We start from the raw sequence: 25,125 nt of genomic DNA on the forward strand, positions 1-25,125 counted from the left end.
CGCAAAACGAAACCGAATTCAAGGAAAGCTGAACCACAAACAGGCATGAGACAATGCCGTTACACCGGAATCTCTGCCCCCAGACTCGCTCCGGTGAGATCGGTTCCTCTCAGGAAGTCCGCTGCATTCATCGCCCGTTTACCGGCAGGCTGAATCGTGTTGACTCGCACCCATTCCGGAGCAGATTCACTTCCAATCCGCACAAGGATCTCACCATTCTTAACCTGAATTTCCCCAGGTTGAAGAGTTGTCGGCAACTCTTCTGAGGCGGGCACCGGATCAACGTCGAGGATCAGAACGCGCTGCTGCTTTCTACCGGGAACATTCAGAAACGAATATGGCATTGGCCAAGGCTGCATTGCCCTGATATGCCAACCAAGTTCTCGGGAGGGCAACGACCAATCGACAAGTCCTTCTTCCTTCTTCAACCGCGGCGCCTTTGTCACGCCTTCGACTGGTTGAACTGCATGTGCCACTGTTCCCTGTTCCATTTCATTCAACACCTGCAGAGTGAAGGGTGCTGAAAGTTGCGCCAGACGGTCGTGTAACTGACCACTTGTCTCCTTGGCCCCGATCGGAGTTTTGAACACTCCCAGAATCGGCCCTGCATCCAGCTTTGGCTCGATCTGAAAGATCGTCACTCCGGTTTCCAACTCTCCCTTCCAAACCGAATACTGAATCGGTGCTGCTCCGCGATACTTTGGCAAAATCGAACCATGCAGGTTGATTGCCCCTCGCTGTGGGATTGAAAGCAAATTTGCCGACAGAATTTGTCCGTATGCCGCAACGACAAACAGATCTGCCTGAAATTCACGAAGGCGATCGAGTGACTCAGGCGTGTTGACTTTATCCGGCTGAAAAACAGGGATTTGCCGACTGATCGCCAATTCTTTCAATGGATTGGCATGTTGATGATGCCCCTTTCCGACTCGATCCGGTTGAGTCACCAATCCAACGACATCATGAGCAGATTCCATCAACTGCTTAAACGCAGGCAGTGCAAATTCCCCGGTTCCCATTAACAGCACACGCATGCGTACCACGTTCCCTGTATCAGATTAAAATGGAGTCGTCTTCGCCGCCTTGCGATTCCTTCGACTCTCTGCCGGGAACGCAATCGACGCGAATCTTGCAACAATCGTCAGTGTGTTGCAATGGGGGAAACGTCACGATGAACGACACGGAACTTACTTGCCCCGATCGGTGCACCGCAGTTGTGGAATGTCACGCCATTGATCTTGTAATCATTGATTGGTCGATGCGTATGACCAAAACAGACATGGCGTATTCCAGTTTCCGGTCCCTGACTGATATGGCCAAGGTAACTCAAGATCCGCTTCGCGACCCGCTTCTTTGGATAAACCGCCGGTGGAGCGATTCGATGCAATTGGGCACGAACAGCAAGCCCATAAACCTGATGCTGAAACGGGGAACGTGAACCATGTTCAAACATCTCACGCTGACTCGCGAGTCGCTCGGCCGTCGTATTCTTGCTGTCTGCAATATCGCCATGCAGGAACAGAGTGTCTCCCTTGCGATGAAAATAACGGTCCCATTCAAAGGCGTCATGAATCTGCTTCAGATCAGGCAACCGTTCATGCATCAGCGGATGATCATCATGGTTTCCGAAGATAAATCGAACCGGAGTCCCTTTTGCGTTCCGGATCAATTCATCAAGCCACGCGATCGCAGCATCTGCAGTCGCCTCCGGGGTCGGGTGAATCGACCAGCGAAAATCAAAAATGTCGCCGCCCAGAATCAATTCATCTGACGACTTTGCAGCTTTGACCAACGTATCAAAATAATCATCGGCGGAAGAGCGTTTTGCAAACAGATGCAAGTCCGACACAAAGGCAATTTTCGACATCGTAACGTTCTCACGCTGAAGTGGGTCCATCTGCCCAACAACTCTGCATGCGGACCTACTGACATTTTATCGATCTGAAGACAATCGGGAATTCCTACTCAGCCAAATTCTCTCAACTTCTTTTCAGACATTGAGATGGGAGATGAATTCCAGCTAAAATAATCACTCATGCATGATCCGGCAAAAGCAGTACGAATCGACAGCGACAAGAGACTTCGTGAACTTATGAGAAAAAACGTCGTCTCTCCGTTCTGCAACTGCACCTGTGATGATCTGACGATTGAGGTCAGCAAAGGACAACTGATCCTGCATGGCCCCGCTTGCGCCGCCACGGTCAGCGCTCTCCACCAAATCAACACCCCGCCAGTCGAAACAGCCTCACTTCGTCAGAGCCCCTGCCTCCTCGACGAAGCCATTCTTCAGGCAACCACGATTCTGAAAGAAAGCCGCTCTCCCCTCCTTTTCGGAATGTCCGGGATGGGAACAAAAAGTCATCGTGCAGCGATTCGTTTGGCGGAAGTGATCAGAGGAACAATCGACGGCGGCGGATCGAAACTCAAGCAGGCCTCACTCCTGGCATTTCAGCAGGTGGGGCTTTCAACATGCACGCTTGGAGAAATTCGACAACGGGCAGATCTGATCATCATCTGGGGAGCCGACCCGATTTCCTCTCATCCTCGACTGCTCGAACGGCTTGGCATTTCGGCTCATTCACAAAACGTGTTCGTCATCGACGGCTCTCCCACCCAAACAAGCTCCGCCTTTCCACAATTCCTTCATTTTCCGACGAACCGCAATCTCGACCTGACTCAGTTCCTTCGAGCGACACTTCGTCAGAATTCAACAGATGCCCCTTTTCCTGCAAATTTCCCGGGCGATCTGAATGCAGACCTTCTCAATAGGCTCATTGAGTCCATCCGGAACTGCAAGTACGGCGTGATCCTCCTCGGCGAAGGACTGGCACAAGGATCAACACCAGCGCCGACAGTCACCGCGTTGTATCAACTCGTCGAGGAATTGTGCCGAAGTAAGCGTTTTACAGCACGTCCGTTAACATCGCCGGGCATCGAAAACGTCCTCGCATGGCAGACTGGATTCGCGTCCGCAGTCAATTTTCGGAATAGCACTCCTCAAAGTTCCCCACTGGAATTTTCAGCAAACGAGTTACTGCAACGTCACGACGTCGACTGCGCTGTCATTCTCGGAAGCCGAACGCTTTCCAGCCTGAGCAAACCAGCAAAAATGTGGCTGACACAGATCCCGACAATTTTCATCGATCCGCACGGCACCGGGTGTCCGCCAGACGACAACTGGCTCATTCCAACAGTGCACATCAAGACCGCTGTCGACGGGATTCACACCCACGATACAATCTACCGCCTGGACGATGTTGCCTTGCCAATGCGACCGCTAATTTCGACATCGCTGCCGACGGTCGCTTTCGTGCTGGAAAAACTAACATCAAATCTGGCATCATACTGACCTCAGCCTCTGCGACAGAACTTCGACATTCAATCATGGATGACCAAAGAGGACACGGCATGTTCACTGTGCAATTCTTTCGATTCGCACTTACGATCTTCATTCTGCACGTCGGCCTGCACGCGTTCGCTGGCCAATCAAACAGTTTGATGGATCTCTCAACCGACGGCACACTGCTCGCCTGCTCGAATCGAGACAGCGGAACCGTCACCGTGATTGACCTTCACACGGGTAAAGTGAAATCCGAGATCAACGTTGGAAAGCATCCTGAAGGGGTCACCTTCATCGGAGACACCCATCAAATCGCGGTCGCCGTCTATGCTGACGACGTCATTCGCATTCTGGATGCTGATCAGGGGAAGATCACATCCACCATCGAAGTCTTGGATGAACCGTACTCCGTCATTTCATCACCTGACGGAACACGTCTCTATGCCACGCTTGAATACCCCGGGCAGGTGATCGAACTCGACCCGATCCAAAACAAGGTCCTGAGTACCATTCCCGTCGGAAAACTGGTTCGCGGGCTGGCTCTGAAATCGTCAGGTCAGTTACTGGTTACCGAGTACCAGACCGGCATCGTGAAAGCGGTCGACGTGAAGTCCCGTAAGGTTGTCGATGAATGGAAGGGATCCTCTCAAGAGAATCTTGCCAGACAGATCACCATTCTTCCCAGCTGGGACAAAGCCTATGTGCCGCTCCAGCAGTCGATGACAGATGTGCAACACGGAGCCGGGTCCATCTTTCCCTACCTGTCGATCATCGACACCGATTCGAAGGAAGGCAAACGCAGGAAACGGGTCCAGATGGATTCGTTCTATCGCGTCTATGTCGTTGCAAACCCGTGGGAAGTTGCCATTTCCCCCAACGGCAAATCGCTTTACATCATTTTCAGCGGCACTAATGACATGTTTGTCTGCAACCTGATCAACGATAATTATCGGGAAGTGGAATTCGCTGCACTCCTCCGAATTGGAGCGAATCCAAGAGCAGTCAAAGTCTCTCCTGATAATCGCCACTTCTACATCTACAACGCACTCGATTTCACCGTCGACGAATACTCCACCCGCACAAACGAGAAGGAGCGGTCCTTCACGGTCACAAAGTGGCAAGACACCGATGAAGTCCTGCTCGGAAAGAAACTCTTTTACTCCGCAAACAGCCCGATGAGCATGCAGCGGTGGATTTCATGTTCCAGTTGTCACCCTGATGGCGACTCCGATGGCCGGACATGGCAGCAGCCTGAAGGTCTAAGAAACACTCAGGCACTCTTCGGAGTGAAGTGGACACACCCGATTCACTGGTCTGCCGATCGTGACGAAGTACAGGACTTTGAACACACGATCCGGTCTCCACTCATGCAGGGTCGGGGACTGATTCGTGGTCGAGTGAATGACTCGCTCGCAGAGCCAAACTCAGGCAAGTCAAAAGAACTGGATGCACTCGCCGCCTACGCGAACTCGCACCCCTTCAAGCTCAGCCCCTACGCAAAGAAGGGAATTTCCGAATCGGCTAAACGCGGCAAAGAGATCTTCTTCAACGAAACCGTAGGCTGTGCAACCTGTCATTCGACTGCAGTTTACTCAGACCAGAAGATGCACAACGTTGGAACCGGAAACGACGATCCAACCGAACTGATCGGACCAACGTTCGATACTCCAACACTCCTGGGGGTCTACCGCACTGCCCCTTACCTCCACCATGGAAAAGCCGAGACACTGGAGGAAGTGCTGACAACCTGCAATCCGGAAGACAAACACGGAAAAACAAGTCACCTGAAACCAGACGAAATCAAGGACCTAGTGGAATTCATGAAGGCTCTGCCTTATGAATTGCCAGATGAGTCAAAGATGCAGTCCTTGTCAGCGAAGTAACACAGCCGACAGAGCAACACAATCAGGGAAACAACGAAGCGGACAATGTGTACTCAGGCACACGTTGTCCGCTTCGTATTGATGCCTTTGAATTCCAACCTCTTCGACAATCGGAAACCGAACAATCTAGCGGACGGTGTAGAACCGGTGTTCGGTTCGCTGACGGTACTCTTCGCCGGGCCGAAGCGCCGTAGATGGGAATTCCATCTGGTTTGGCGAGTCAGGAAAATGCTGGCATTCCAGACAAAACGCTTCGTGCCGTTGATGGTTCCCACACTGAGAAGAACCGTCAAAATGATTCGCGGTGTAGAGTTGTACGCCCGGCGTGGTGGAATGAACCTCCATCACGCGGCCACAGTCAAGATCAGCTGCACGTGCGACGAGTTTCAAAGAGCCATCCCAGTTACGCACGACGAAACAATGGTCATACCCGCCATTGGTCAGCTCGATCGCTTTCCCGAGAAACTCAGGGACACGGAAGTCGAATGCTGTTCCTGCGACGCCCAGAATGTTCCCGGTTGGAAGGATGCTTGAATCAACTTCAAGGTACGAATCTGCACAGACCTCAAGTTGATGATTGAGGACATTTCCTGCCCCTGCCAGATTCCAGTAAGCATGATTCGTCAGATTCACGACGGTTGGAGCATCAGACCGAGCACTGTAGTCAATTGACAGAACATGATTATCGATTCCATAGGTAACAGAAACATCCAGCCGGCCAGGGTAACCATCTTCTCCCGCTGGACTGGATGTCGTGAACGTCACAGAGTTCTCACCCATTTGTGAGGCCCACAAGTGACGAGACAACCCCTTGGTTCCACCATGAAGATGATGCTTTCCGTTGTTGATCGGAAGAGTGAACTCTTTCCCATCCAGCCAGAATTTGCCCGAGCGAATCCGGTTGGCAAAGCGACCGACCGTTGCCCCTAAGTACGATGAGTTCTCCGAATAGGTTTCGGGATTATCGCCACCAACGACTACGTTCTTGGAATTACCATTGCAGTCCGGGCAGACAACTGAAACAAGCGCCGCCCCCAGATCTGTCACCTGCACGCGGAGAAATGGATTCTCCAGCGTAAACAGCGAAATGACTGCCCCCTCTGAATTCCGTCCCCAGTCCTGCTGCATCGTAGACATCGACCGTCCCTCGGAATCCATGTGCATAAAAAAAGCGACCAGAACAAATCTGGTCGCCAATTCTAAAACTGCTATTTGAAAAACGGAAACCTGACGCCACCAGCTTATCAGCCTTCAAACGGCTTTGCTGGCCACTCAAAAGTCAGTACCTGCTCCATTCAAACTCAGTTCATCAATAACGCGGCAACCAGACCACGTTCAACATATTTGAACGTGCAAAATGACTTCTGCCAGTCCAATTTTCACTCAGAGTGAATTCACATACATGAACGGATCGCAAGCAATCAGCTGTCACCGTCATGTCTCCCTGAAATCAGGGTTAGAACTTTGGAATTTTCTCGCCTGGAGGTGGCTTGTTATATCGTGGATCCCAGAACCGCTCGGTTAGCTGGTACCCGAATCCGTCAGCCTTCTCGCGAGCAGCACGTTGAGCCCACGGAGTCCCTGGGTGATTCTTGATCACCTGGTCATACATTGCCGTGGCTTTAGCCTTCTGCTCTTCCAGTTCCTTCATGTCGATCTTGGTTGCGCGAACCTGTTCCGGTGTTGGCTCTAACAACTTTGTCGTGTGCCAGATGTTCCACTCGTTCGACTTCGCGTCCTTAAACGCTGGAGGATTCTTGGCATGTTGATCAAGCAGCAACAGGTACTGGAACTGACGAACACGATAGGACATCAACTGAGCAAGCACGAGGTCGTATGCAGCACGCCAGCGTGGCTCGCGTTCCTTGTCTCGCAGTTTTTCAACTTTCTGCAACCGGACAATTCCCTCGTTCAATTTCACAAGAGATCGTAAACAGCGACTGAAGTTTTCGTCCTTCTGCTTGATGAATGTGGCAATTTCCGGCGACCAGTGTTCTCGCTTCAGATTCAGCTGGTTGTCGATATGCGGGTTCAACGCATAAATCACCTGCCAGATTGTCGCCCGAAACTCACTCTTATCTCGGTTCTGAACGTACTCGCGAGCGGAGACCAGAGGTGGCTCATACTCCTTCATCGCGAGGTCATCAAATCGTCGGTTCGATCGAGCATCACGGCCAGCCAGACTCTTTTCCTGTCCGGCAAGCATGAAGTAGATCCCGCCAGATTCCTTCGCAAGTCGAACTTGAGCATAGGGGCCAAAGCCACTCGAAGCAGCGTCCCAGCGTCCGTGCAATCCGTCATACTGCAAGCACTCAGGCTCCGCAGTCTCTGGACCACGACTGACCCGAATCCAGTGAGTCAATCCGGTATTTGGACTCACCCATGCCTGACTTGCATAGGGGTAACCAAAGATTGCTTCTCGGCCCATGAAGTAAACAGGGGCTTTAAATCGTGACGCCCGTGCAAGGGTCTCTTCAACCTGACCCGAATCATCACCTGTCTCATCCGTCACGAGAATCACAGCCAGCTTACGATTTGTACGGGCCGCCTGAGGACCGTATTTGTCGATAACCTTCTGGATTGCGCCGAACGTATTTTCTTGTCCGGATTCATCGTCCGGAACCGCGTCAATGGCTTTCTGAATCGCCGGCAAATCACTCGTAGGTGATGGCAGCAATTCCTTAACATCAGCCCCAAAGCTGCAAATCATCGTTTCCAGTGAGGAATACTTCAGATTTCGGGTTTTGGCTTCGTTTGCCGCAATCTTCAACTCTTCGTAGATCTTGTTGACGTTATTGCGAATCTCGACGCGGTCGTCTTTCAAACTGTTAGAAGCATCAAACAGCCAGACAACAATGACCGGTTCCTTACGCATCATTCTGGTGAGTTCTTGCGTAATACGCCCCATCGCGACGCCGTATCCTTCGACACGCGCACCGGACTCACCTTTCACATGACCTTCGCCGAGGTCGAGCCCCATTTCTCCGACACCGGGAATTGAAATATCCCCAATCGTGACAATACGCAGATCAGAGGCCCCTTTGATGACCTCTGATTCTGAGATTTTTGCCTGAGCCATGGAAGCAGTGCCGGCCCCTGCCATGCCGCCAATGCCCGTGCTGACCATTCCGCCAGACTGCATCGACAGATTCTCAGAGACTCGCGTATCCAGGCTGAGATCCTGATCGAACTCCTGCTGAGCGCGATCATCTGCCAGAACAGTCTCTACCACGACGTTATCATTGGAAATGATATGCGATGTGATTTTGTAGAACGAAAACGCCAGCAGCGCCATGCCATGGATCAGCGCGGAAATCACAAACGCAGATGCATTTCCAGAGCGAAAGTATTCCAACATTGTCAAACATCCTGAAACAGGACAACACAAAAAACGGAATAAAATTTCGTCCGTGAATCAAAAGGAAACAGCGTCTGCGCGACGGATTAAATGCCCGCTACACGACTGACCTTAATAACCATTCGGCATCTTACCGAAGGCAAATTTGCATCATAACTTTGGAGTATTTCGCTTCGGAGCGACGGGGCGTTTTTTCGCCACTTCCATACGTCGCTCTTCATCCGCCAGCAGGAGTCGTGCGACCTCCTGCTCATTCGCCCGCAATTGATTCGATCCCGGAATTGGCTCGCTGAAGGCAACCCAACTCCACCCCAATGGGATACTTAATTCCCGCTCCGCCAGTAATGCCCACGGAGTTCCTGCATGATCATCAACAACTCGCTTCAGATAGACGCGAGCCTGTTCAGAAGCTTTTCGCATTTCCGGTCCGCTCTCGATCTTGTCCGATGGGACCAACCGCCACATGTTGTCGGTCTCCTTTTCGAACGATTTCGGCGAGACCTTCATGTTGGCGAGCATTTGGTTGTAACCAAAATATCTCACCTGCATGGCCAGAAGACGCCCCATCGCCAGATCATAGGCGGCTCTCCAGCGATCTTCTTTCAAAGAATCGCGAGACTGTTCGCCCAGTTTCAGTGCATCGTACATCCGTCGTAGCGCGAAGACTGCCTCTGCAGGCCCCTTCTGCGCTTCAGTCAGATCCGTACGAAGGATGTTGTCGTTATAACCGCGGAATACTAACTGAGGAGTCGGAAGCGAATTCTGATAAGTCATCCCGGCAACATTCACCAGCGACGACTTCGCAGCGTTGCGGGAAATCTCCTGCTCCTGAATACGAATCGGACGATAGTCCGGAGCATACCGTCTCATGACCGACCGCTCGAAGGCATACCCACGGCTTTCTTCAGTCACGAGATACAAGCCGCCAGTTTCGGCACAAACTCTTGTCAGAGCATAAGGGCCGTAGCTGGAGGACATCTGTCGCAACTTCCAGTCGGCCGGAGTTCCAACAAAGGGCAACTGGAGACCATCAGGAAATGCAGACTCTGGTCCCTGATCAACTGGGATGTCATCCTCTGTGCCGTCGTCGTACACCCAACGGACATAGCCCTTTTCTTGCCCGAAAACGGCAGCGTTACCGATTGTGTATACTTTGGTCTGCGACCGCTTGGCCAGAGAGATGACGTCTTCGAGATGCTGAACCGCATCGTCACCCTTCTCGTCCGTCACGATAAAAATCATCCGGTTCAACGGACCAGAAGATCGCTGCCAGTTTCGAAACTTGTCCAAAACAAGACGAAGACCGCCGAAAACATTCTCTTTGCCGGAATCGTCACGTTTGATTTTCTTGCGAACAACTTCGCTCAGAGCGTTCGTATCCTGAATTGGCTCAGGTGTCAGAATCTCAGTCTTTTCGCCATAAGCAACAACGGCTGAGTACAGGCCGTCTGTCGGGCCACCATCACTCAGCTGCTTATAAATATTTTCAAATCGATCTGCGATTGCTTCGCGTCTTTTATCAAGCGAACCAGACGCATCGAACATCCAGATCACGAGTGTTCTTCGATCTTTCAAAGACTGACGCAACTCAAAGGCGACGCGGTCCATCGCCCCTTCAACACCATTTGAGCCACCACTGACGTTGTCAGTCCCTCCTTTTAAAGAGACAGTGGCACTAATCGGGCCTTCGATCCGCGGGAGCGATGCATCAGAAATCTGCGCGATTTCTGGATTCAGCATCTCCTCAAGCTTCTCCTGAGAAGTCGCATCTGCGGTCCCGACAGAAGTTGCAGCTGAGAGACTCGGAGGGAGTGCGTTTATCGCACCAGCAGAACCGACCTGATCTTCACTGATTCGCTCAGAGAACTCGAACTGATCTTCACGATCCAAATCAGTGATGTCACCGACGATCGTGCTGACATTCTCGACTCGACCTGCTTCGATCACAAAGAAGTTGAAGAGCGCGAGGATCGACAGATTCAAGAGCAGGCTGATGCCCCAGGCCGGCGCCTCTTTCTTCCAGTCAGATTTGACACTCGATAGAAAGGTCGACATCCGATCACTCCGCATAAGACGCCTGATCACGCCGACGCAACAAGCCGCGCCCAAGCTTCCCGACACCACTCGAACTACACAACCATCATGCCATATGAAGGTTCCCCACGTCCACTACAGGAACCCATCGGACCAAATATCGAAAGTACCGACACCTAGTTGTGCCAATATTTTACGAAACCAAAAGGATCATTTCAACATCCTTTGATACCCTCGCAAGATTCGCCTGTGATTGCCAGTTGCGAATCAAGCCCCAAGCGAAATATGGGTCACCATCAGTAATACCGCATAATTCGCATAGAACCTTCGCCACAACTCTATCGAAATCTGGAACAAATGCAGAAACAGGACAGAGGACATCACAAAAATTATCGCGAGTAGCGTTGAACAGGAAAGCAAAACTGATACAGTAGCCCGCTTGCAAGCAAGAGGGTTTAATTGTGATGCGGGTCGCCGTTGGTTGCGACCAGGCGAGGGAGCCTTACAGCGATGTCAGTTACTAAAGAACGTAAAACACAGCTCATCAGCGACTTCCGGCGATCATCCGATGATACCGGATCTCCTGCTGTACAAATTGCCGTATTGACAGAGCGAATCAACAGCCTGACCGGTCACCTGCGTAGTCATAACAAAGACCACGCTGGCCGACGCGGACTGTTGATGATGGTTAGCCGCCGTCGCCGCCTGCTGGATTACATCAAGAGCGAAGACGCAAGCCAATATGTGGACTTGATCACTCGTCTCGGAATCCGCAAGTAGACGACAGGCATCGCCTTCCCGTGAAGGCATGGCGGCAGCCGTGCACTGTGTCTGAGCGGAATGAATGCAATGATGGCCCTGTCGTCCTTTGGACGTGCAGGGCCATTCTGTTTTCTATGGCTTGGCAATTGTAGTTTTGAGACACAATTCGGTCATAAGATGATCGAATTGGCCACCTTCGGGTGAATTGCTTGAGAATTGCGAGCCGATTTTGTGGCTTTTCGGCTCCACAGGGAATCTGACTGCACTAAGACGGTCTGTCCCGTGGAATCTCTGTGCGCAGATGATGTAAAAAGCTGGATGTTTGTTGTTGCAGGTAGGAAAATCTCAGTGAAAATACAGGTTTCTCGTGAATTTGCCGGTCGTACTCTCTCTTTGACGACGGGCCAACTGGCGAAGCAAGCCAGCGGTGCAGTTGTTCTTCAATACGGCGAAACTTCAGTTTTCGTCGCTGCCCAAACTGGCCCAGCTCGGCCCGGACAGGACTTCTTCCCACTGACCTGTGATTACCGCGAACGGTTCGCTGCTGCCGGTAAATTTCCAGGTGGGTTCCTGAAACGCGAATCACGACCATCCCAGCGAGAAATCCTGACATCCCGCCTCACAGACCGTCCAATTCGCCCACTCTTCCCTGAAGGCTACGTGGACGAGCTTCAGATTCAGGCAAACGTTCTTTCTTACGATGGCGAGAACGATCCAGACGTCCTGTCGATCACCGCTTCCAGTGCATCTCTCTGCATCGCTCCAGTTCCATTTAATGGTCCAATCGGAGCAGTTCGCGTCGGTCTGATTGACGGCGAATTCGTGCTGATGCCGACTGTCGAGCAGACAAAAGCCAGCAGTCTCGATCTGATCGTTGCCGGTAGCCGTGAATCGATCCTGATGATCGAAGGCTTCGGAGACCAGATTCCAGAAGAGCAGATGGTCGAAGCACTGATGTTCGGCCACCGCGCCATCGTCATTCTGTGCGACCTTCAGGAAGAACTTCGCAAGAAGGCTGGAATCACACCATTCCAGTTCACCGCTCCTGCAGAAAACGCATTCGTTGCGATTGTTCGCCAGGAAGCAGCTTCCAAGATCAAAGCCGCTCGCCAGAACCCAAAGAAGGCAGAGCGCTCCGCCGCCACTGCTGCCGTTCGCGACGAGTTGATTGCAAAATACTTCCCAAATGGAATCGAAACTCTGGAAGACGGCCGCAGCAAAGGCCAACTGAAGGAAGCATTCCATACTGTTGAAAACCAGGTCTGCCGCGAACTGACACTTGCTGGTCAACGTCTGGACGGTCGTGGACTCGAAGATCTTCGTCAGATCGAGTGTCTGGTCGACGTGATTCCACGCGTTCACGGTTCAGCACTCTTCACCCGAGGAGAAACTCAGTCACTGGCAACTGTCGTTCTGGGAAGCGTCCGCGACGCCCAGAAGGTCGACAGCCTGATTGAAGAATCTGCCGAGAGCTTCTACCTGCACTACAACTTCCCTTCATACTCTGTTGGTGAAGTTCGCCCGATCCGCGGTCCAGGCCGTCGTGAAATCGGACACGGTGCTCTCGCTCAGCGTTCAGTTGAACGTGTCATGCCGAAAGCTGAAGACTTCCCATACACCGTTCGCGTGATTTCCGACATCACCGAATCGAATGGAAGTAGCTCAATGGCATCTGTGTGCAGTGCAACACTGTCACTGATGTCAGCAGGGGTTCCGATCACTCAGCCAGTGGCCGGGATTTCAATCGGTCTGATTAAAGAAGGGAACAAGTACGTTACCCTCACAGACATCATGGGCGACGAAGATCACTTCGGCGATATGGATTTCAAGGTTGCCGGGTCCCAGAAAGGGATCACCGGGATCCAGCTCGATCTCAAGATCGACGGAATCAACGAAGAAATCATTCGCAAAGCTCTCGATCAGGGCCGCACCGCTCGCCGCGAACTGCTGCGTAACATGCTGACCACAATTCGTCGTCCACGTCAGGAACTTCCTGAATCGGCACCACGTATTGTCAGCACCAAGATCGATCCAGAGAAAATCGGTCTGGTCATTGGCCCTAGCGGCAAGATGATTCGAGCAATCCAGGAAGAATCTGGTGCTCAGATCGACATCACCGACGACGGAACAGTCGTTGTCGCAGGTCCAAACAAGGAATCCTGCGGTATCGCTCTGTCCCGTATCGAAGCTCTCACCGAAGAGATCAAGGTCGGTCGCGTTTACAACGGGAAAGTGAACTCAATCAAGGACTTCGGTGCCTTTGTTGAAATCGCCCCAGGTAAAGACGGCCTGCTGCACATCAGCGAATTGTCAGATGGCTACGTCAAGTCGGTCGGTGACGTCGTGAAAGTCGGCGAAATGATCGAAGTGAAAGTCATTGCTGTCGACGACCAGAATCGCGTGAAACTGTCACGTAAAGCACTGCTCGCTGAGAAGGCTCCTGCCGACACAGACGCTGATGACGAAGAAGACAACGACGATGAAGATTCAGAAGAGTAATCTTCTTCCGAATTGAAATCGGAGATTAATCGATAAGCTAAGAGCCGGGGGATTTCCTCCGGCTCTTAACCATAGATAGCGAGCAAACACGGCTTCATCTCTGTGAAACTAAGTTGAGCTCACAAACCTCGGCGCAGTGACATAGAGTCCCGTTCCGCGATCACACTCGAGTTCAGTTCCTGGTGGAAAGCCACGACAATGGCGAACAGTTCATCTCAGGCAGAACACGACAGGCTTGTTCGGCAATACAACGAGATTGCCGCGCTTGCAGGGGGACTCGCTCACGAGGTCCGGAATCCCCTTTCAACCATACGACTCAATCTCGATTTGCTTTCCGAGGAACTCAGCGCTCTCGAGCATTCCAATACGCATCGAATGCTCCGGAAGCTCAAGACAATCCAGAACGAGTGCGGTCATCTCGAGTCGATCCTCGAAGCATTCCTGCTGTTCGCCCGAGCTGGGGAACTCACTCTCGAAGACTCGAATATTTCTGAACTCATTCAGAATTCATTAGAAGTCTATAAGCCACTCGCAGAGCAATATCGGATTGAGGTACATCCCCATCTGGTTGCTGACTTGCCGTTGATTCGAGTCGATCGAAGACTGTTTCGTCAATTGCTTGATAATCTCATTCGAAATGCCCAACAGGCGATGCCGCAAGGTGGGCAACTTGAGATTCAGACCTACCGACGTGATTCAAACATCGTCATTGAGATCATCGACACCGGAAACGGAATTGTTCCTGAAGCCATCCCGAAGATCTTCGGAGAGTTCTACTCGACAAAGCCAGGTGGAAGTGGCCTGGGGCTTCCTACTGTTCGAAAGATCATCGAAGCACACGATGGTCAAATTCACTGCGAAAGTGAGGTTGGAAAGGGGACTCGATTCACGATCACCCTTCCCATCGACACCGCATCAGACATCTCAACACCATAGTGGAGCGAGCAGTTGGCGTGACTGACTCGCGAATGTCGCTCGCATCAGGGTTATCGCACTGCTTGTCATCGGATTTTCAATTAGACACTTCAGGGCTGGTGCTGCAACAATCCCGCTTTCTCACGTGGCTACTTTGGGGATTCTTCTGCGTCAGGCAAGACCAGAGCTTCAAGCACTAGTTCAGTGGAATTCTCTCCAAGCTTGACGACCTGTTTCACCTTTCCCACCCCCTGTGCATAGCAGTAGGTGAATTCCAACTCACCGTTCGGCACTTTAAACTTTGTTCCCTTGCTGGTGACAGCTGTATAACGCCCGGCTGGTACACTCACGAGCGTCTTTCCGGCGACGAAATTCCCAGCGACATTTTCTCCGCCAACAGTCGATTGAATCTTCCACTTCTCTTCGCCACTACCGGAGAACTTGAGGAAGCAGACTGGTGGGTCGACTTTCTCACCGCCGACCGTCACGCGGTAGAGACCATCTGTACGAATCGCGATGTGCTCAAACGCCAGCGGCATTGAATTCACAAGAGTTTCAATCCGAAGGCACTTTTCCCCATCGATGTCGTCGACAGAGAGAATTCTCTCTTCGACCGCAACTTTCCCGGAAGAGTACAACCACCGTGTTCCAACGGCAGTGGGCATGAACGGTTCAGCAGCGAAGACGGCATCTGATATTGCGAAGACCGCCACTATCAGAGTCAACAGTGTGGATAATTGGACCGGCTGTCTGCGAAGCAACATCTTAAATCCTTCTTTAATGCAACGATGACGCTGCACCATGGAGAGAACGGAGATCCCCATGTGGCCGTACAACAGCGTTGTCGACTGGTAAAAATGTGTTCCCGATCGTCAGGAACCCATCTATTTTAAGCGACATGGAGCCACGACATTTGCCTTCGTCCTCCACAGTCGCGTTCGGACCATAGCTGCGAGCGAGTCTGCTGAACAAGATGAGTTGACAGGCGATTTATGAACGAGGGAGAGAAAGCATCAATATTTCTTAATCCCAGAGTAGCCCCAAGCAGGCTCACCCGTTACACTCCTGTCTACGTTGAGATCCTTTTGGCAGATTGCTCAACACAGGGCAAATAGGAAAGAACTTCGCGTTCCTTTCATTCAGCTCGAGCAATCGCCGTCTGTTTCCCATTTCCACTCCCTTTAAGATGCGGGCACTTCGCATCGTTTCCCCTGCGATTAGCAAGGGGTGTGGTTGTGGTGAGATTCGAGAACCCTCTTATTGAATTCCGACTGCTTCCACGCGTTGCAGATCGTTTTTCTTAGAGAAGCTCGGAACGCTAGGGCCGCAGATGTTTAAAGTCAGGGGCGAATCTCTTGGTGACTCGTTAAGTTTTGAGTGAGGAATGGCTGCTATGCAGCGCGGAACAATCAAAAAATTGGTTGCGGACAAAGGCTTCGGATTTATTTCTGGAGGCAATGGCGCGAAGGATTTATTCTTCCACGTGTCCGCACTGAAAGACACAACATTCGAAGCTCTCTATGAGGGCCAGGATGTTGAGTTTGAATCAGAAGTTGGGCCAAAAGGAGCGCGCGCATCGATCGTTCGTCCATCCTAATGAGGCAGAATTCTGTCTTGCAGAGCTTGTGGCATTGAAGCAGGCATTCATTGCACGTTTCATCTCATAATTACTGCCAGCCAGTTTTTGACTTATTAGGTCGCGTCTGAACGACCACCAAAGTGATACTCGCCCCACTCGCCCCAACGAGTGGGGTTTCTTTTTTTATCGCCCCGGCATTCTTACCGCCGCTCAAACCTCTCCAATTGGGCGCCATTCTTCTCGCATGCACTTGAGTCGCAATCAAGCGACCACGAAACGCGAGCGCAGCACATATCGCCTTTCGCTATCAAGGCTTAAAACCACACGACAATCGCACGTTTAGTTGCACTCTGCGGTAATTTCCAGGCGGACCGGTGCATGCAGATCCCAAAAATCTGGGACGGCATTACGAAAAGTAATGCGTCCGAAGCAGTTCGGATGTAGCGATTTTTCCGTTTTTACTGCAGACGATTCGCAAACGAGGCCGATATCCAATCAGGAGTTAACTCGATTTACCGAGTCAATTCTTCCATTCGACGATTTTCGAAGGATGGAGTCATATCTCGATCGCCCTCAATTCAAAGACGCGAGCCCTGGCATGAAAGTCCAACGCAACATCGCGACCCCAGCTGTCCTCACACTGGCGAGCCTCTTCGTCGTGGGGAGCCTGTGTGGGTGCCAGACCAACATTGGTGGTCAGACCTTGCCGTCTGCGTACTACCTGCGGGATGATGTTCAGTACTTCCCGGCCGGCCCGGACTATCTGCTCCCGCAAACAGTCAACGCCCACCGTGAATACCGCGCTCAAGTCGCAGGTGACGCAGAAGTCTCAGAATAATTCAGGCTCGGAGCACGCGCAATTCCGCCTCGCATATCGAAACGATCGATGTGCGAGACGGGAACGATCTGCACTGAAATCGATCGAATTCATGGATCAGTTCCTGGCCCCAATCGAATCAATCGTTCAACGTCATTGTGAATGTCGATCAAGCTGTTCCGTCGAACATGGCTCTTTCGCTGCTCGCGTGGCTTTCGCCGAAACACAACATTCGTGATTGATTCGGATGATCTGGTCGCCGCTCTGTCGGTGCTTCACTCAGTGAAGCCGGTTTTCCACGTCGCTGACATTGATTCAGCGATCTGAAAACAATTCTCTCTCCGCCGACGAAAGCTCCTTTCCTCAGTCGCAACATCGCCTTTTAGTCGCGGTCACCAAGCGAAAACTTGGACCTGGCCCCTAAAAATGGCTGAAAATGCGCCGCTGAAAACTCATCTTGGTCCAAAATCCTGACCAAATTACACTACTGGCACCATCGTTTTCCCTGAAGGTAAGCCAACTTACCTTTGCACACCGATGTCACCGGAGCTTTTTGAGCTCCACCCTTCGCCAGTTCGGACGATCCCCCTCCCTTCCCAGACCTCAATTGATTTCCCCCTCCGCATTCTGAGCGTTCCCTGATTCTCCCTTCCCTTTAAGTGGCCGTGAAGCCGTGATGTGCGCCTTCTGGTTATCATTACCGACAACGATTTGTGAGTCGCTCGTAGCGTCGTTGCTGCGATTGCGCTTGCAATTGTCATTGATCGGGATCGCCATCGCACTTTTGCTTTGTTCCACCGGATGCGGAACGACCAAACAAAACATGGCAACGGAGCAGATGCTGAACTCCGACGCTGTGGATGCAGCCGTCGCCAAGATCGACTTCACCCCGCTTGCCGGTGAAAAGGTGTTTTTCGACACCAAATACATGACGAACTACAAAGGGGTCGGCTTTGTCACCGCCGAGTACGTCATCAGTGCACTTCGCCAACAAATGTCCGCTGCTGGAATTCTGATCCAGAACGATCAGGAAGCAGCAACTTATGTCCTCGAAGGGCGTATTGGTGTATTGGGAACAGACGCCCACGAAGTTGTGTACGGAATTCCCTCAAACAGCCCTCTCAACAGCGCCGCACAGGTTGCAGCAGCCACCACGACTGGTGCCCCTATTCCGGCCTCGATTCCGGAACTGTCCTTAGCGCGACGAAACGATCAAGCGGCTTCCGCAAAAATTGGTCTCTTTGCGTATGAGAAGGGAACAAAAGAGGTTGTCTGGCAATCCGGAAGCTCCGTCGCAAAAGCCACCGCAAAAGACCTCTGGGTCATGGGGATCGGACCGTTTCAGAAGGGATCGATTTACAAAGGAAAGGTGCGATTCGCGGGAGAAGCAAACGACTCTCCGATTCCACCGACTCGCGAAGGATACAACGGGCCAATTGTGGCATACGCTGAAGAACGAATCTTCAAAAAGCCAATTCCAGAGACACCGCCAGAAGTGCTGCAGGCGTCCGGCGCAGAAGCCAATGCGACGAAACAGCCTGAAACGGCAGCCACTCCCGAAAAGCCTGCTTCAGCCCCACCTGAAGTTCCGCCTTCCGCTCCCCCGACACCTCCACTCCCGCCAATTATCCAGTCAGGCCATTCCGTTCGTACACCAAACTAGATCTGTCGGCCTCGGCCATGACGCCGCGCGGCAGCCTTCTTGTCAGGTGAAAGTCTGACTGCCGCGTCCCAGAGACGCGACGTGAATCACGGGAAAGCTCTGTGGTATAATACCTCAATGATACTGAGCCGAAGGGCTGGCTAAGATCTTCCAAACTCCCCATTCGCACGATCTTCGATTCCCAAAAGAATCGCTTCTAAAGTGCAAATGAGATCTGTCCAAATGGCTTTGACTGGATTCTAATTCAGACAGACATCTGTCACTCAGTCCAAAAACGTTGCGAATTGCAAATACTGAGGAAGCAGCCGAAATAAATTTCCGCGTCAAACTGGCATTTGCCGCATCATGAATCAGGTTCAGCCGACGCTTCAGACTGTCCACAACGGTAATTCCAGAGAACCTTGAATCTAAACAGTACGATTCCCCGGCAATGTCAAATCGATATTGACTTTCCAACCACGAATTGCCGATAGTACGGCACAGTGGAGATTGACAGAGTTCAGTCTCAAGCTAACATTTGTAAAGACATTGCTTTCGTGACGTCTGTTTCTGGCTGTTCCTGAAAAGTTTTTTTTGGAACGTAAGGGCGTCCTTCGCGTAGCGATCCTTATGCTGCGTTTGCTTTAAGGTGATTTTGACAGTTCGCGTCTGCGGCCGTTTGTTCGCTTCAAAGTAAACCACGCAAAATTCGTAGCGTACGAATCAATTCCGGCCTCGCATCATCATTCTGTAGATCGATTCAGGCTGGTCAGATTCTCGCTCGCTGCGAATGCAGGGGACATCCCTGATCAGGTCTCGTTATCACGAAAGACGGCAACCTCAGGCATCAGTTTTTTAACGATGCTCAATGCGTTGTACTATTACTGTCACATCCACTACTGTCGCATCTACTGTGTGATCGAACCAAGTTGGTCTTCCCTGGGCACGGAAGACAAGCAAGACAATTGCCTGCATTGCGGACTTCGTCCAACAAGTGCAGGCTCTGCTTGATAGAATCCGATGCTTGATAGAACCCAACGAGGGTCCACAGTTAAGGATGTTTCACAAGTGGACGTCGGTGTTCACAACATACAGCTGAGCTTTTAATCAGCAAATTGAACACCGAGGGTTCTGCACTGTTGTTTCCGCTGTGGTACTAAGCCCACAGAATTGAAGAGTTGACTGTCTCTTTGTGAATTGTCCGCAGCATTGGTCAAACGACCAGCAGGGCGATCACAATTCCAAGTTTCAGTTCCGTTTTGTGACAATTGCCGCCTCGTCTAATCAGTCTTGAACTGGCCAGTGACGAACTGATGAAATGAAATCAGAGTGCAATTGTCAGACATTTAATGTCACCTGCCTGGAAGGTGCAGCGCATTTTCAAATGCCGCCATCTTCCTGGCAAACTCCAAGTGGCTTGCTGATCCAGACTTCGAAAATCTTTCGGGCTCTGAACACATGGCCGCAAAAGCTTCGCGAACGTCACTCCATACGATTCCGACCACAGAAACTCCGGCGACATGGATGGTGCTGCGAACGGATCGTCAAACCTGCAAATCTCACAAACGTGATTTGCAAGGACCTCCTTGATCGACAAACGCTCTGTGCGTCGTCGACAGGCCGGAAAATTTCTGTCTTAAATTGGTTGAATAGTTAGGTTACTGTATGCCTCCTAAAAGCTCCTCGTCGTCTAATCCTCGGCGATCCGCTTCTCCTCGTAAACCGCGGAAAAAAGACGCTCCAACTGCTGATCAGGAGCAGATCACGCCAGCAAGCCAGGCATCTGTGAACGATGACCAGGATTTCGGCGCAGGTATCGTTGAAGACGAGCCAGCTTCTCGCTCAAGTTCTTCCGATCGCACCACTGCACCTGCTGAATCTGAGCCTGTTGCTAAAACACGCGCTCCCCGTGCTCCTCGCGCACCGCGCCGCGAACGTGCACCTAAAGCGGCTCCAGAAGCTGCACCACCAGCTCCGGCTCCAGAACCGGCGCCTGTCATTGAAGAAGTCCAGTACAGGACTCCTTACGATGACATCGACGCCGATTTTGATGACGATGATGGCGGAAGCGATGCACCTTCAGGCGAAGGGGAAGCATCGGGAAGTGGAAGTGGGAACGACGATGGTGATCGTCGTCCTCGCCGCCGACGTCGCCGACGTGGTCGTCGCAACGAAGGTGGAAGTCCACAGCAGCCAAGTCAAGGTGGTTACTCAAACCAGGGTGGCTATCCCAATCAGGGCGGGTACTCGAACCAGGGTGGCCATTCCAATCAGGGCGGCTACTCGAACCAAGGTGGCCACTCCAATCAGGGTGGGTACTCGAACCAAGGCGGCCACTCCAATCAGGGTGGGTACTCGAACCAAGGCGGCTATTCAAACCAAGGTGGGAATAGCGGCGGACAAGGTCGCCAAGGCGGCGGTAGCAACCGACGTCGCGATCAACAGCAGCAGCAACCTCGCGGTCGCGGTGGAAACACCGGCAACAACCGTGGGCGTCGCATTTCCAAATTCGAACAGAACGCTGCACCGACTGATCCGGTTCCAACAAGCGGAAGCATCGAAGGCGTACTGGAACTGCACCCAAAAGGGTACGGGTTCCTGCGATCCGCCGATAATGATTACGGTGCTCGCGAAACCGACGCATTCGTTTCCAGCTCGTTCGTGGAGAAACACCACCTGCGAGAAGGGATCAAGATTAAGGGAGAGATCGGTCCAGGTACCCGAGGCCAAGGTCCTCGCCTGCTGACGATCGACACCATTGATGGCGGTTCTCCGGAAGACTACGAAAAGCTGAAGCATTTCGACACACTCACAGCGATCAACCCGTTCGAGCAGATTAAGCTCGAAACTGGTCCACGCCCGATCACAATGCGAGTGCTTGACCTGCTGACTCCGATCGGAAAAGGACAGCGAGCCCTGATCGTTGCTCCTCCTCGCTCCGGAAAGACGATGCTCCTGCAGGACATCGCCAACTCTGTCAGTATCAACCATCCGGAAATTCACCTCATCGTATTGTTGATCGATGAACGTCCGGAAGAAGTCACCGAGATGCGTCGTACCATCCGCGGGGAAGTGATTGCTTCCTCGATGGACCATGACGTCGAAAGCCATGTTCGCATCAGCCAGCTGGTGATCGAACGCGGTAAGCGACTCGCAGAATCAGGTAAGGACTGCTTCATCCTGCTGGATTCGATCACACGAACTGCTCGGGCATTCAATAAGTGGATGCGGGGCGGACGTGACTCAAAGATCCAGACCGGTGGTCTCGACGTGCGAGCAATGGACATCCCACGTAAGATGTTCGGAACAGCTCGTCGTTTTGACGAAGGTGGATCTTTGACTGTCTGTGCGACTGCACTGATCGACACCGGCAGCAAGATGGACGACGCCATTTTCCAGGAGTTCAAAGGAACCGGAAATATGGAACTCGTTCTGAGCCGAGATCTCGCAGAACGTCGTATCTGGCCAGCACTGGATATCACGCGCTCCGGAACTCGACGTGAAGAGAAGATTCTCGACCCGGAATTGCTCGATGGCATCACAATGCTTCGCCGCAGCCTCGTCTCGATGAACCCAACCGAAGCGATGGACCAATTGATCCGGACACTTGGGAAGTTCGAATCGAACCGCGAGTTCCTGCAGAAAATCCGATCGGTTCTGTAAGGAACCAACGTGCAGAACTGCACGTCAGAATAAATCGAAAAGCGGCCGCACAGTTGTCTGTGCGGCCGCTTTTATTTTGTGAAATCCGTTTGCTTCAGCACAGGGAAGACGACTTACGCGATTGCGAACCGCAGGCACGTCATGTGTCGATCCTGCTTAACCGTAAGCTCTGGCAAGTTCGCGGATATACTCCAATGCTTCATCGAGCGACGGTGCCAATCCGCCTGGCACTCGTCCATTGCGATTCGCTCGGGCGAGCGTCAGAACTTCTTCCCAGTCTGGATGTTCCATCAACCGCTGACGGGCTCTCGCGCCGATCGTGTTCGAAAACAATTTCTCGGCCTGAGGCAGGTTCTCGATGAGCCATAAAGTCCTCTCGGTCACAAACCCGGCCAAGGCGTTCGTCGTCGCAGCCAGTCTGTCGCGAGGGTCGATGGCCTTTCCGACATCATGCAATAACGCCGCCAACAAGACCTCTTCATCGTAGGGATACTCTTCTCGCATGAGCTCGAAGACCTGCAATGAGTGGTAAAGGGCATCACCTTCAGGATGCTTCGTTCGCGGCTGTTGAACATGCTGCAACGGAATGAGCAGCATTCGGAACACCTCGAACCGATCAAACGCATCACAGGCTTCTACGATTGATTCCTGAACATCTAGATCAGGGTAGGCGTAGGCCACGATTCGTTCGAACTCGACGAGAGAGACTCCACATTGTCCCGGGTGCTCGCAAAACGCGACTGACAACTCAGTCACAGAAGACACTGGCGCTAATGGATCCAGAACAACGTCTTCCTGAGCCGAAACATTTCCGTCGTAGACATCCTGAAGAAAGGCTTCCACTTCATCCAGGTCATCCTCGTGAAGGAGAATTTCGAAACCTTCACTGGCACGAACATCACCCGTCACCAGATTCCCTTCGATTCGGGGATGAAAGCATGCCAACCTGCGCATCATATTCAAAGCGGCGACACGTTGAACCCGAAGATTATCGAAGCGAACGTCGCCTGCTGTGAGATATGACTGCCTGGTCACTGCGTTACGAATTTCAGCGACCGTCGGCATATCATCTTTTCGAACATACCCTTTTACGATTCGTCTGGCAGCCTTTCGCCGTGCCTTTTCGAAATCGCGTTCCTTGTTCTGCAACACCAACTGAGCGGCCTCCGAAATAATTCGGAGGCGGAGTTTTTCGTCAGCCATGACTCATTTTGCTGCCAGCAACTCAGGTGTTCAAAACCAGAGGCGACAGACTTGGCTAAGTAATCCGGGCTCAACATCTCCCCATCAAACATCTGACAGGTCGATATCATCACATCTGATTATTCTATGGCTGTCTGATCAAAGAGAAATAACTCATTCCACAGACAACTTGAAAAACGATCTGTCTCGACCGGTTCCGTCTCTCATGTGGCCGCGCAGACGCCCTCTTGGTCGGAGAAAGGCCGAATTCTGAGTGCCAGAGACGCTATAGGATTATGGAAATGCTCTCGTTAACCATTCACTCCTTGCAACAGGTTGTTGATCATTCCGATATACCACAGGGCAATGGTGAAAACGAGGAAAATGATGAGCCCGGCGACAAAAGCCCACGTCAGCCAGGTCATCATCGTGGCGAGATTGGCCAGGCTTCTGCGAGCCTGATCCTCAAACTCCGGACTCATTCGTTCCATTGCTTCCGGAACAGTTCCAGAATGCTCTGCCACCATCAGAAATTCAACAAAATCTTGCGGAAACAGCCCAGAATTTGAAATTGCATCTGCGAGAGTCTCACCTGCCATCAAGTCTGAGATCATCTGAGGTCCGGCCGCGATAAAGGCTCCATTTGACGTCGCTCGCAGACTCGCGCTAATGCTGTCTTCAATCGACATCCCGCCTCCCTGCGTGAGTGCGAAGGCCCATGAGAACCGTGCAATCGCAATCGAGCTCATCGCATTTCCAACGACCGGAATGGACATCAGAAATCGATGAACAGTGCTTTTTCCAGCTAACGACGCTGCCATCGTTTTGTAGGCAAAAAAGAGGGAAACGACGAGCATCGTCCACCCTCCCAGCCAGATCAGTGCTCCGGAGATTCCAAGTAATCCCCAGCCAAGAATGTCGAATGTGATCCCGGTCACGTCTCCGATCAGTCCGAGAGCGGCGATCAATGCGGCAATAATGAAGATCGCGACCACCAGCTGAATGACTGGCCAGGCCAACTGGCGAATGAAATCATTTCGCAAGCGCAAATTGTATTCGTAGTGTTCGCTGAGCGCTTTGAAGACTTCCGGAAGGTTCCCTGTCGACTCGCCGACATGAACCATGTCAACCATGAGTCCAGGAAAGACGTCTCTGTGATTTTCCAGAGCAGCTGTCACTTCACTTCCGGATTTCAGCTCGACAATGACATCGGCTAACCCATCTCGAAGTGATTGCGATCCGTTCTTGGCTGCGAGTTCGAACGCCCTGACAATCCCGATACCGGAATGCAGTGAGACCCCCACATTGCGGCACAGTCTGGCCAATTCTCCCAGTGAGGCTTTTGACGAAAACATTCAGGCCCTCTTTGCTACGTAGCCTCGACTGCATGGTGCGGTTCTCGCCTGATGGGAGTAATCCCAACACGACGCGATCCGATCTGGACGCCTTGC

General features: G+C 52.0%; 17 protein-coding genes. 9 read left to right on the top strand and 8 right to left on the bottom strand.

Annotated elements, in window-relative coordinates; translation table 11 throughout:
- Nucleotides 1-59: 59 nt before the first annotated feature.
- Nucleotides 60-1,034 (bottom strand): methionyl-tRNA formyltransferase, encoded by a 975-nt coding sequence (gene fmt, locus SH527x_RS10950; RefSeq protein WP_437190717.1) that lies wholly within the window; start codon nucleotides 1,032-1,034, stop codon nucleotides 60-62.
- A 107-nt stretch (nucleotides 1,035-1,141) separates the two neighbouring features.
- Nucleotides 1,142-1,867 (bottom strand): metallophosphoesterase, encoded by a 726-nt coding sequence (locus tag SH527x_RS10955; protein WP_437190718.1) that lies wholly within the window; start codon nucleotides 1,865-1,867, stop codon nucleotides 1,142-1,144.
- Between the two features lie 225 nt (nucleotides 1,868-2,092).
- On the opposite strand from SH527x_RS10955, the gene SH527x_RS10960 reads away from it, so the two are divergent.
- Complete coding sequence (locus SH527x_RS10960) at nucleotides 2,093-3,349, top strand: hypothetical protein (protein WP_437190720.1); 1,257 nt, start codon at nucleotides 2,093-2,095, stop codon at nucleotides 3,347-3,349.
- Between the two features lie 59 nt (nucleotides 3,350-3,408).
- Entirely contained in the window at nucleotides 3,409-5,223 is a 1,815-nt protein-coding gene (locus SH527x_RS10965; protein WP_437190721.1) for a c-type cytochrome, read from the top strand.
- Between the two features lie 126 nt (nucleotides 5,224-5,349).
- Here the strand turns inward: SH527x_RS10965 and SH527x_RS10970 are convergent, their stop codons facing one another.
- The 3 genes from SH527x_RS10970 to SH527x_RS10980 form a co-directional block, all read right to left on the bottom strand.
- Complete coding sequence (locus SH527x_RS10970) at nucleotides 5,350-6,360, bottom strand: aldose epimerase family protein (RefSeq protein ID WP_437190722.1); 1,011 nt, start codon at nucleotides 6,358-6,360, stop codon at nucleotides 5,350-5,352.
- Nucleotides 6,361-6,679: 319 nt separating this feature from the next.
- Nucleotides 6,680-8,581 carry a vWA domain-containing protein gene (locus SH527x_RS10975; protein WP_437190723.1) on the bottom strand — a complete coding sequence of 634 codons (1,902 nt, stop codon included), beginning with the start codon at nucleotides 8,579-8,581 and terminating at the stop codon, nucleotides 6,680-6,682.
- 150 nt (nucleotides 8,582-8,731) lie between these two features.
- Nucleotides 8,732-10,636: a vWA domain-containing protein gene (locus SH527x_RS10980; protein ID WP_437190724.1), complete on the bottom strand. Its 1,905-nt coding sequence runs from the start codon at nucleotides 10,634-10,636 to the stop codon at nucleotides 8,732-8,734.
- A gap of 489 nt (nucleotides 10,637-11,125) precedes the next feature.
- Here SH527x_RS10980 and rpsO point away from each other — a divergent pair, with 489 nt between their 5' ends.
- The 3 genes from rpsO (at nucleotide 11,126) to SH527x_RS10995 (ending at nucleotide 14,812) form a co-directional block, all read left to right on the top strand.
- Nucleotides 11,126-11,395, top strand: a complete 270-nt coding sequence (gene rpsO / locus SH527x_RS10985; protein WP_437190725.1) for a 30S ribosomal protein S15 — start codon at nucleotides 11,126-11,128, stop codon at nucleotides 11,393-11,395.
- 330 nt (nucleotides 11,396-11,725) lie between these two features.
- Nucleotides 11,726-13,876, top strand: coding sequence for a polyribonucleotide nucleotidyltransferase (pnp, locus tag SH527x_RS10990; protein ID WP_437190726.1), 2,151 nt, complete (start codon nucleotides 11,726-11,728; stop codon nucleotides 13,874-13,876).
- A gap of 198 nt (nucleotides 13,877-14,074) precedes the next feature.
- Entirely contained in the window at nucleotides 14,075-14,812 is a 738-nt protein-coding gene (locus SH527x_RS10995; RefSeq protein WP_437190727.1) for a sensor histidine kinase, read from the top strand.
- A 128-nt stretch (nucleotides 14,813-14,940) separates the two neighbouring features.
- On the opposite strand, the gene SH527x_RS11000 is transcribed toward SH527x_RS10995, so the two are convergent.
- The gene (locus tag SH527x_RS11000; protein WP_437190728.1) at nucleotides 14,941-15,555 is read right to left on the bottom strand and encodes a hypothetical protein; all 615 of its coding nucleotides are present in this window, start codon (nucleotides 15,553-15,555) and stop codon (nucleotides 14,941-14,943) included.
- A 620-nt stretch (nucleotides 15,556-16,175) separates the two neighbouring features.
- Here SH527x_RS11000 and SH527x_RS11005 point away from each other — a divergent pair.
- From SH527x_RS11005 to rho, 4 genes are all read left to right on the top strand, one after another.
- Nucleotides 16,176-16,388: a cold-shock protein gene (locus SH527x_RS11005; protein ID WP_437190729.1), complete on the top strand. Its 213-nt coding sequence runs from the start codon at nucleotides 16,176-16,178 to the stop codon at nucleotides 16,386-16,388.
- Between the two features lie 532 nt (nucleotides 16,389-16,920).
- A complete protein-coding gene (locus SH527x_RS11010; RefSeq protein ID WP_437190730.1) occupies nucleotides 16,921-17,208 on the top strand; it encodes a hypothetical protein in 288 nt (95 codons plus the stop codon).
- Between the two features lie 655 nt (nucleotides 17,209-17,863).
- Nucleotides 17,864-18,850, top strand: coding sequence for a DUF6655 family protein (locus SH527x_RS11015; RefSeq protein WP_437190731.1), 987 nt, complete (start codon nucleotides 17,864-17,866; stop codon nucleotides 18,848-18,850).
- 1,644 nt (nucleotides 18,851-20,494) lie between these two features.
- The gene (gene rho, locus SH527x_RS11020) at nucleotides 20,495-22,492 is read left to right on the top strand and encodes a transcription termination factor Rho (protein WP_437190732.1); all 1,998 of its coding nucleotides are present in this window, start codon (nucleotides 20,495-20,497) and stop codon (nucleotides 22,490-22,492) included.
- Between the two features lie 156 nt (nucleotides 22,493-22,648).
- On the opposite strand, the gene SH527x_RS11025 is transcribed toward rho, so the two are convergent.
- Nucleotides 22,649-23,695 (bottom strand): HD domain-containing protein, encoded by a 1,047-nt coding sequence (locus tag SH527x_RS11025; protein ID WP_437190733.1) that lies wholly within the window; start codon nucleotides 23,693-23,695, stop codon nucleotides 22,649-22,651.
- Nucleotides 23,696-23,985: 290 nt separating this feature from the next.
- Complete coding sequence (locus tag SH527x_RS11030) at nucleotides 23,986-25,029, bottom strand: type II secretion system F family protein (protein ID WP_437190734.1); 1,044 nt, start codon at nucleotides 25,027-25,029, stop codon at nucleotides 23,986-23,988.
- Nucleotides 25,030-25,125: the final 96 nt, after the last annotated feature.

Source organism: Planctomicrobium limosum, from assembly GCF_051465645.1.
GTDB lineage: Bacteria > Planctomycetota > Planctomycetia > Planctomycetales > Planctomycetaceae > Planctomicrobium.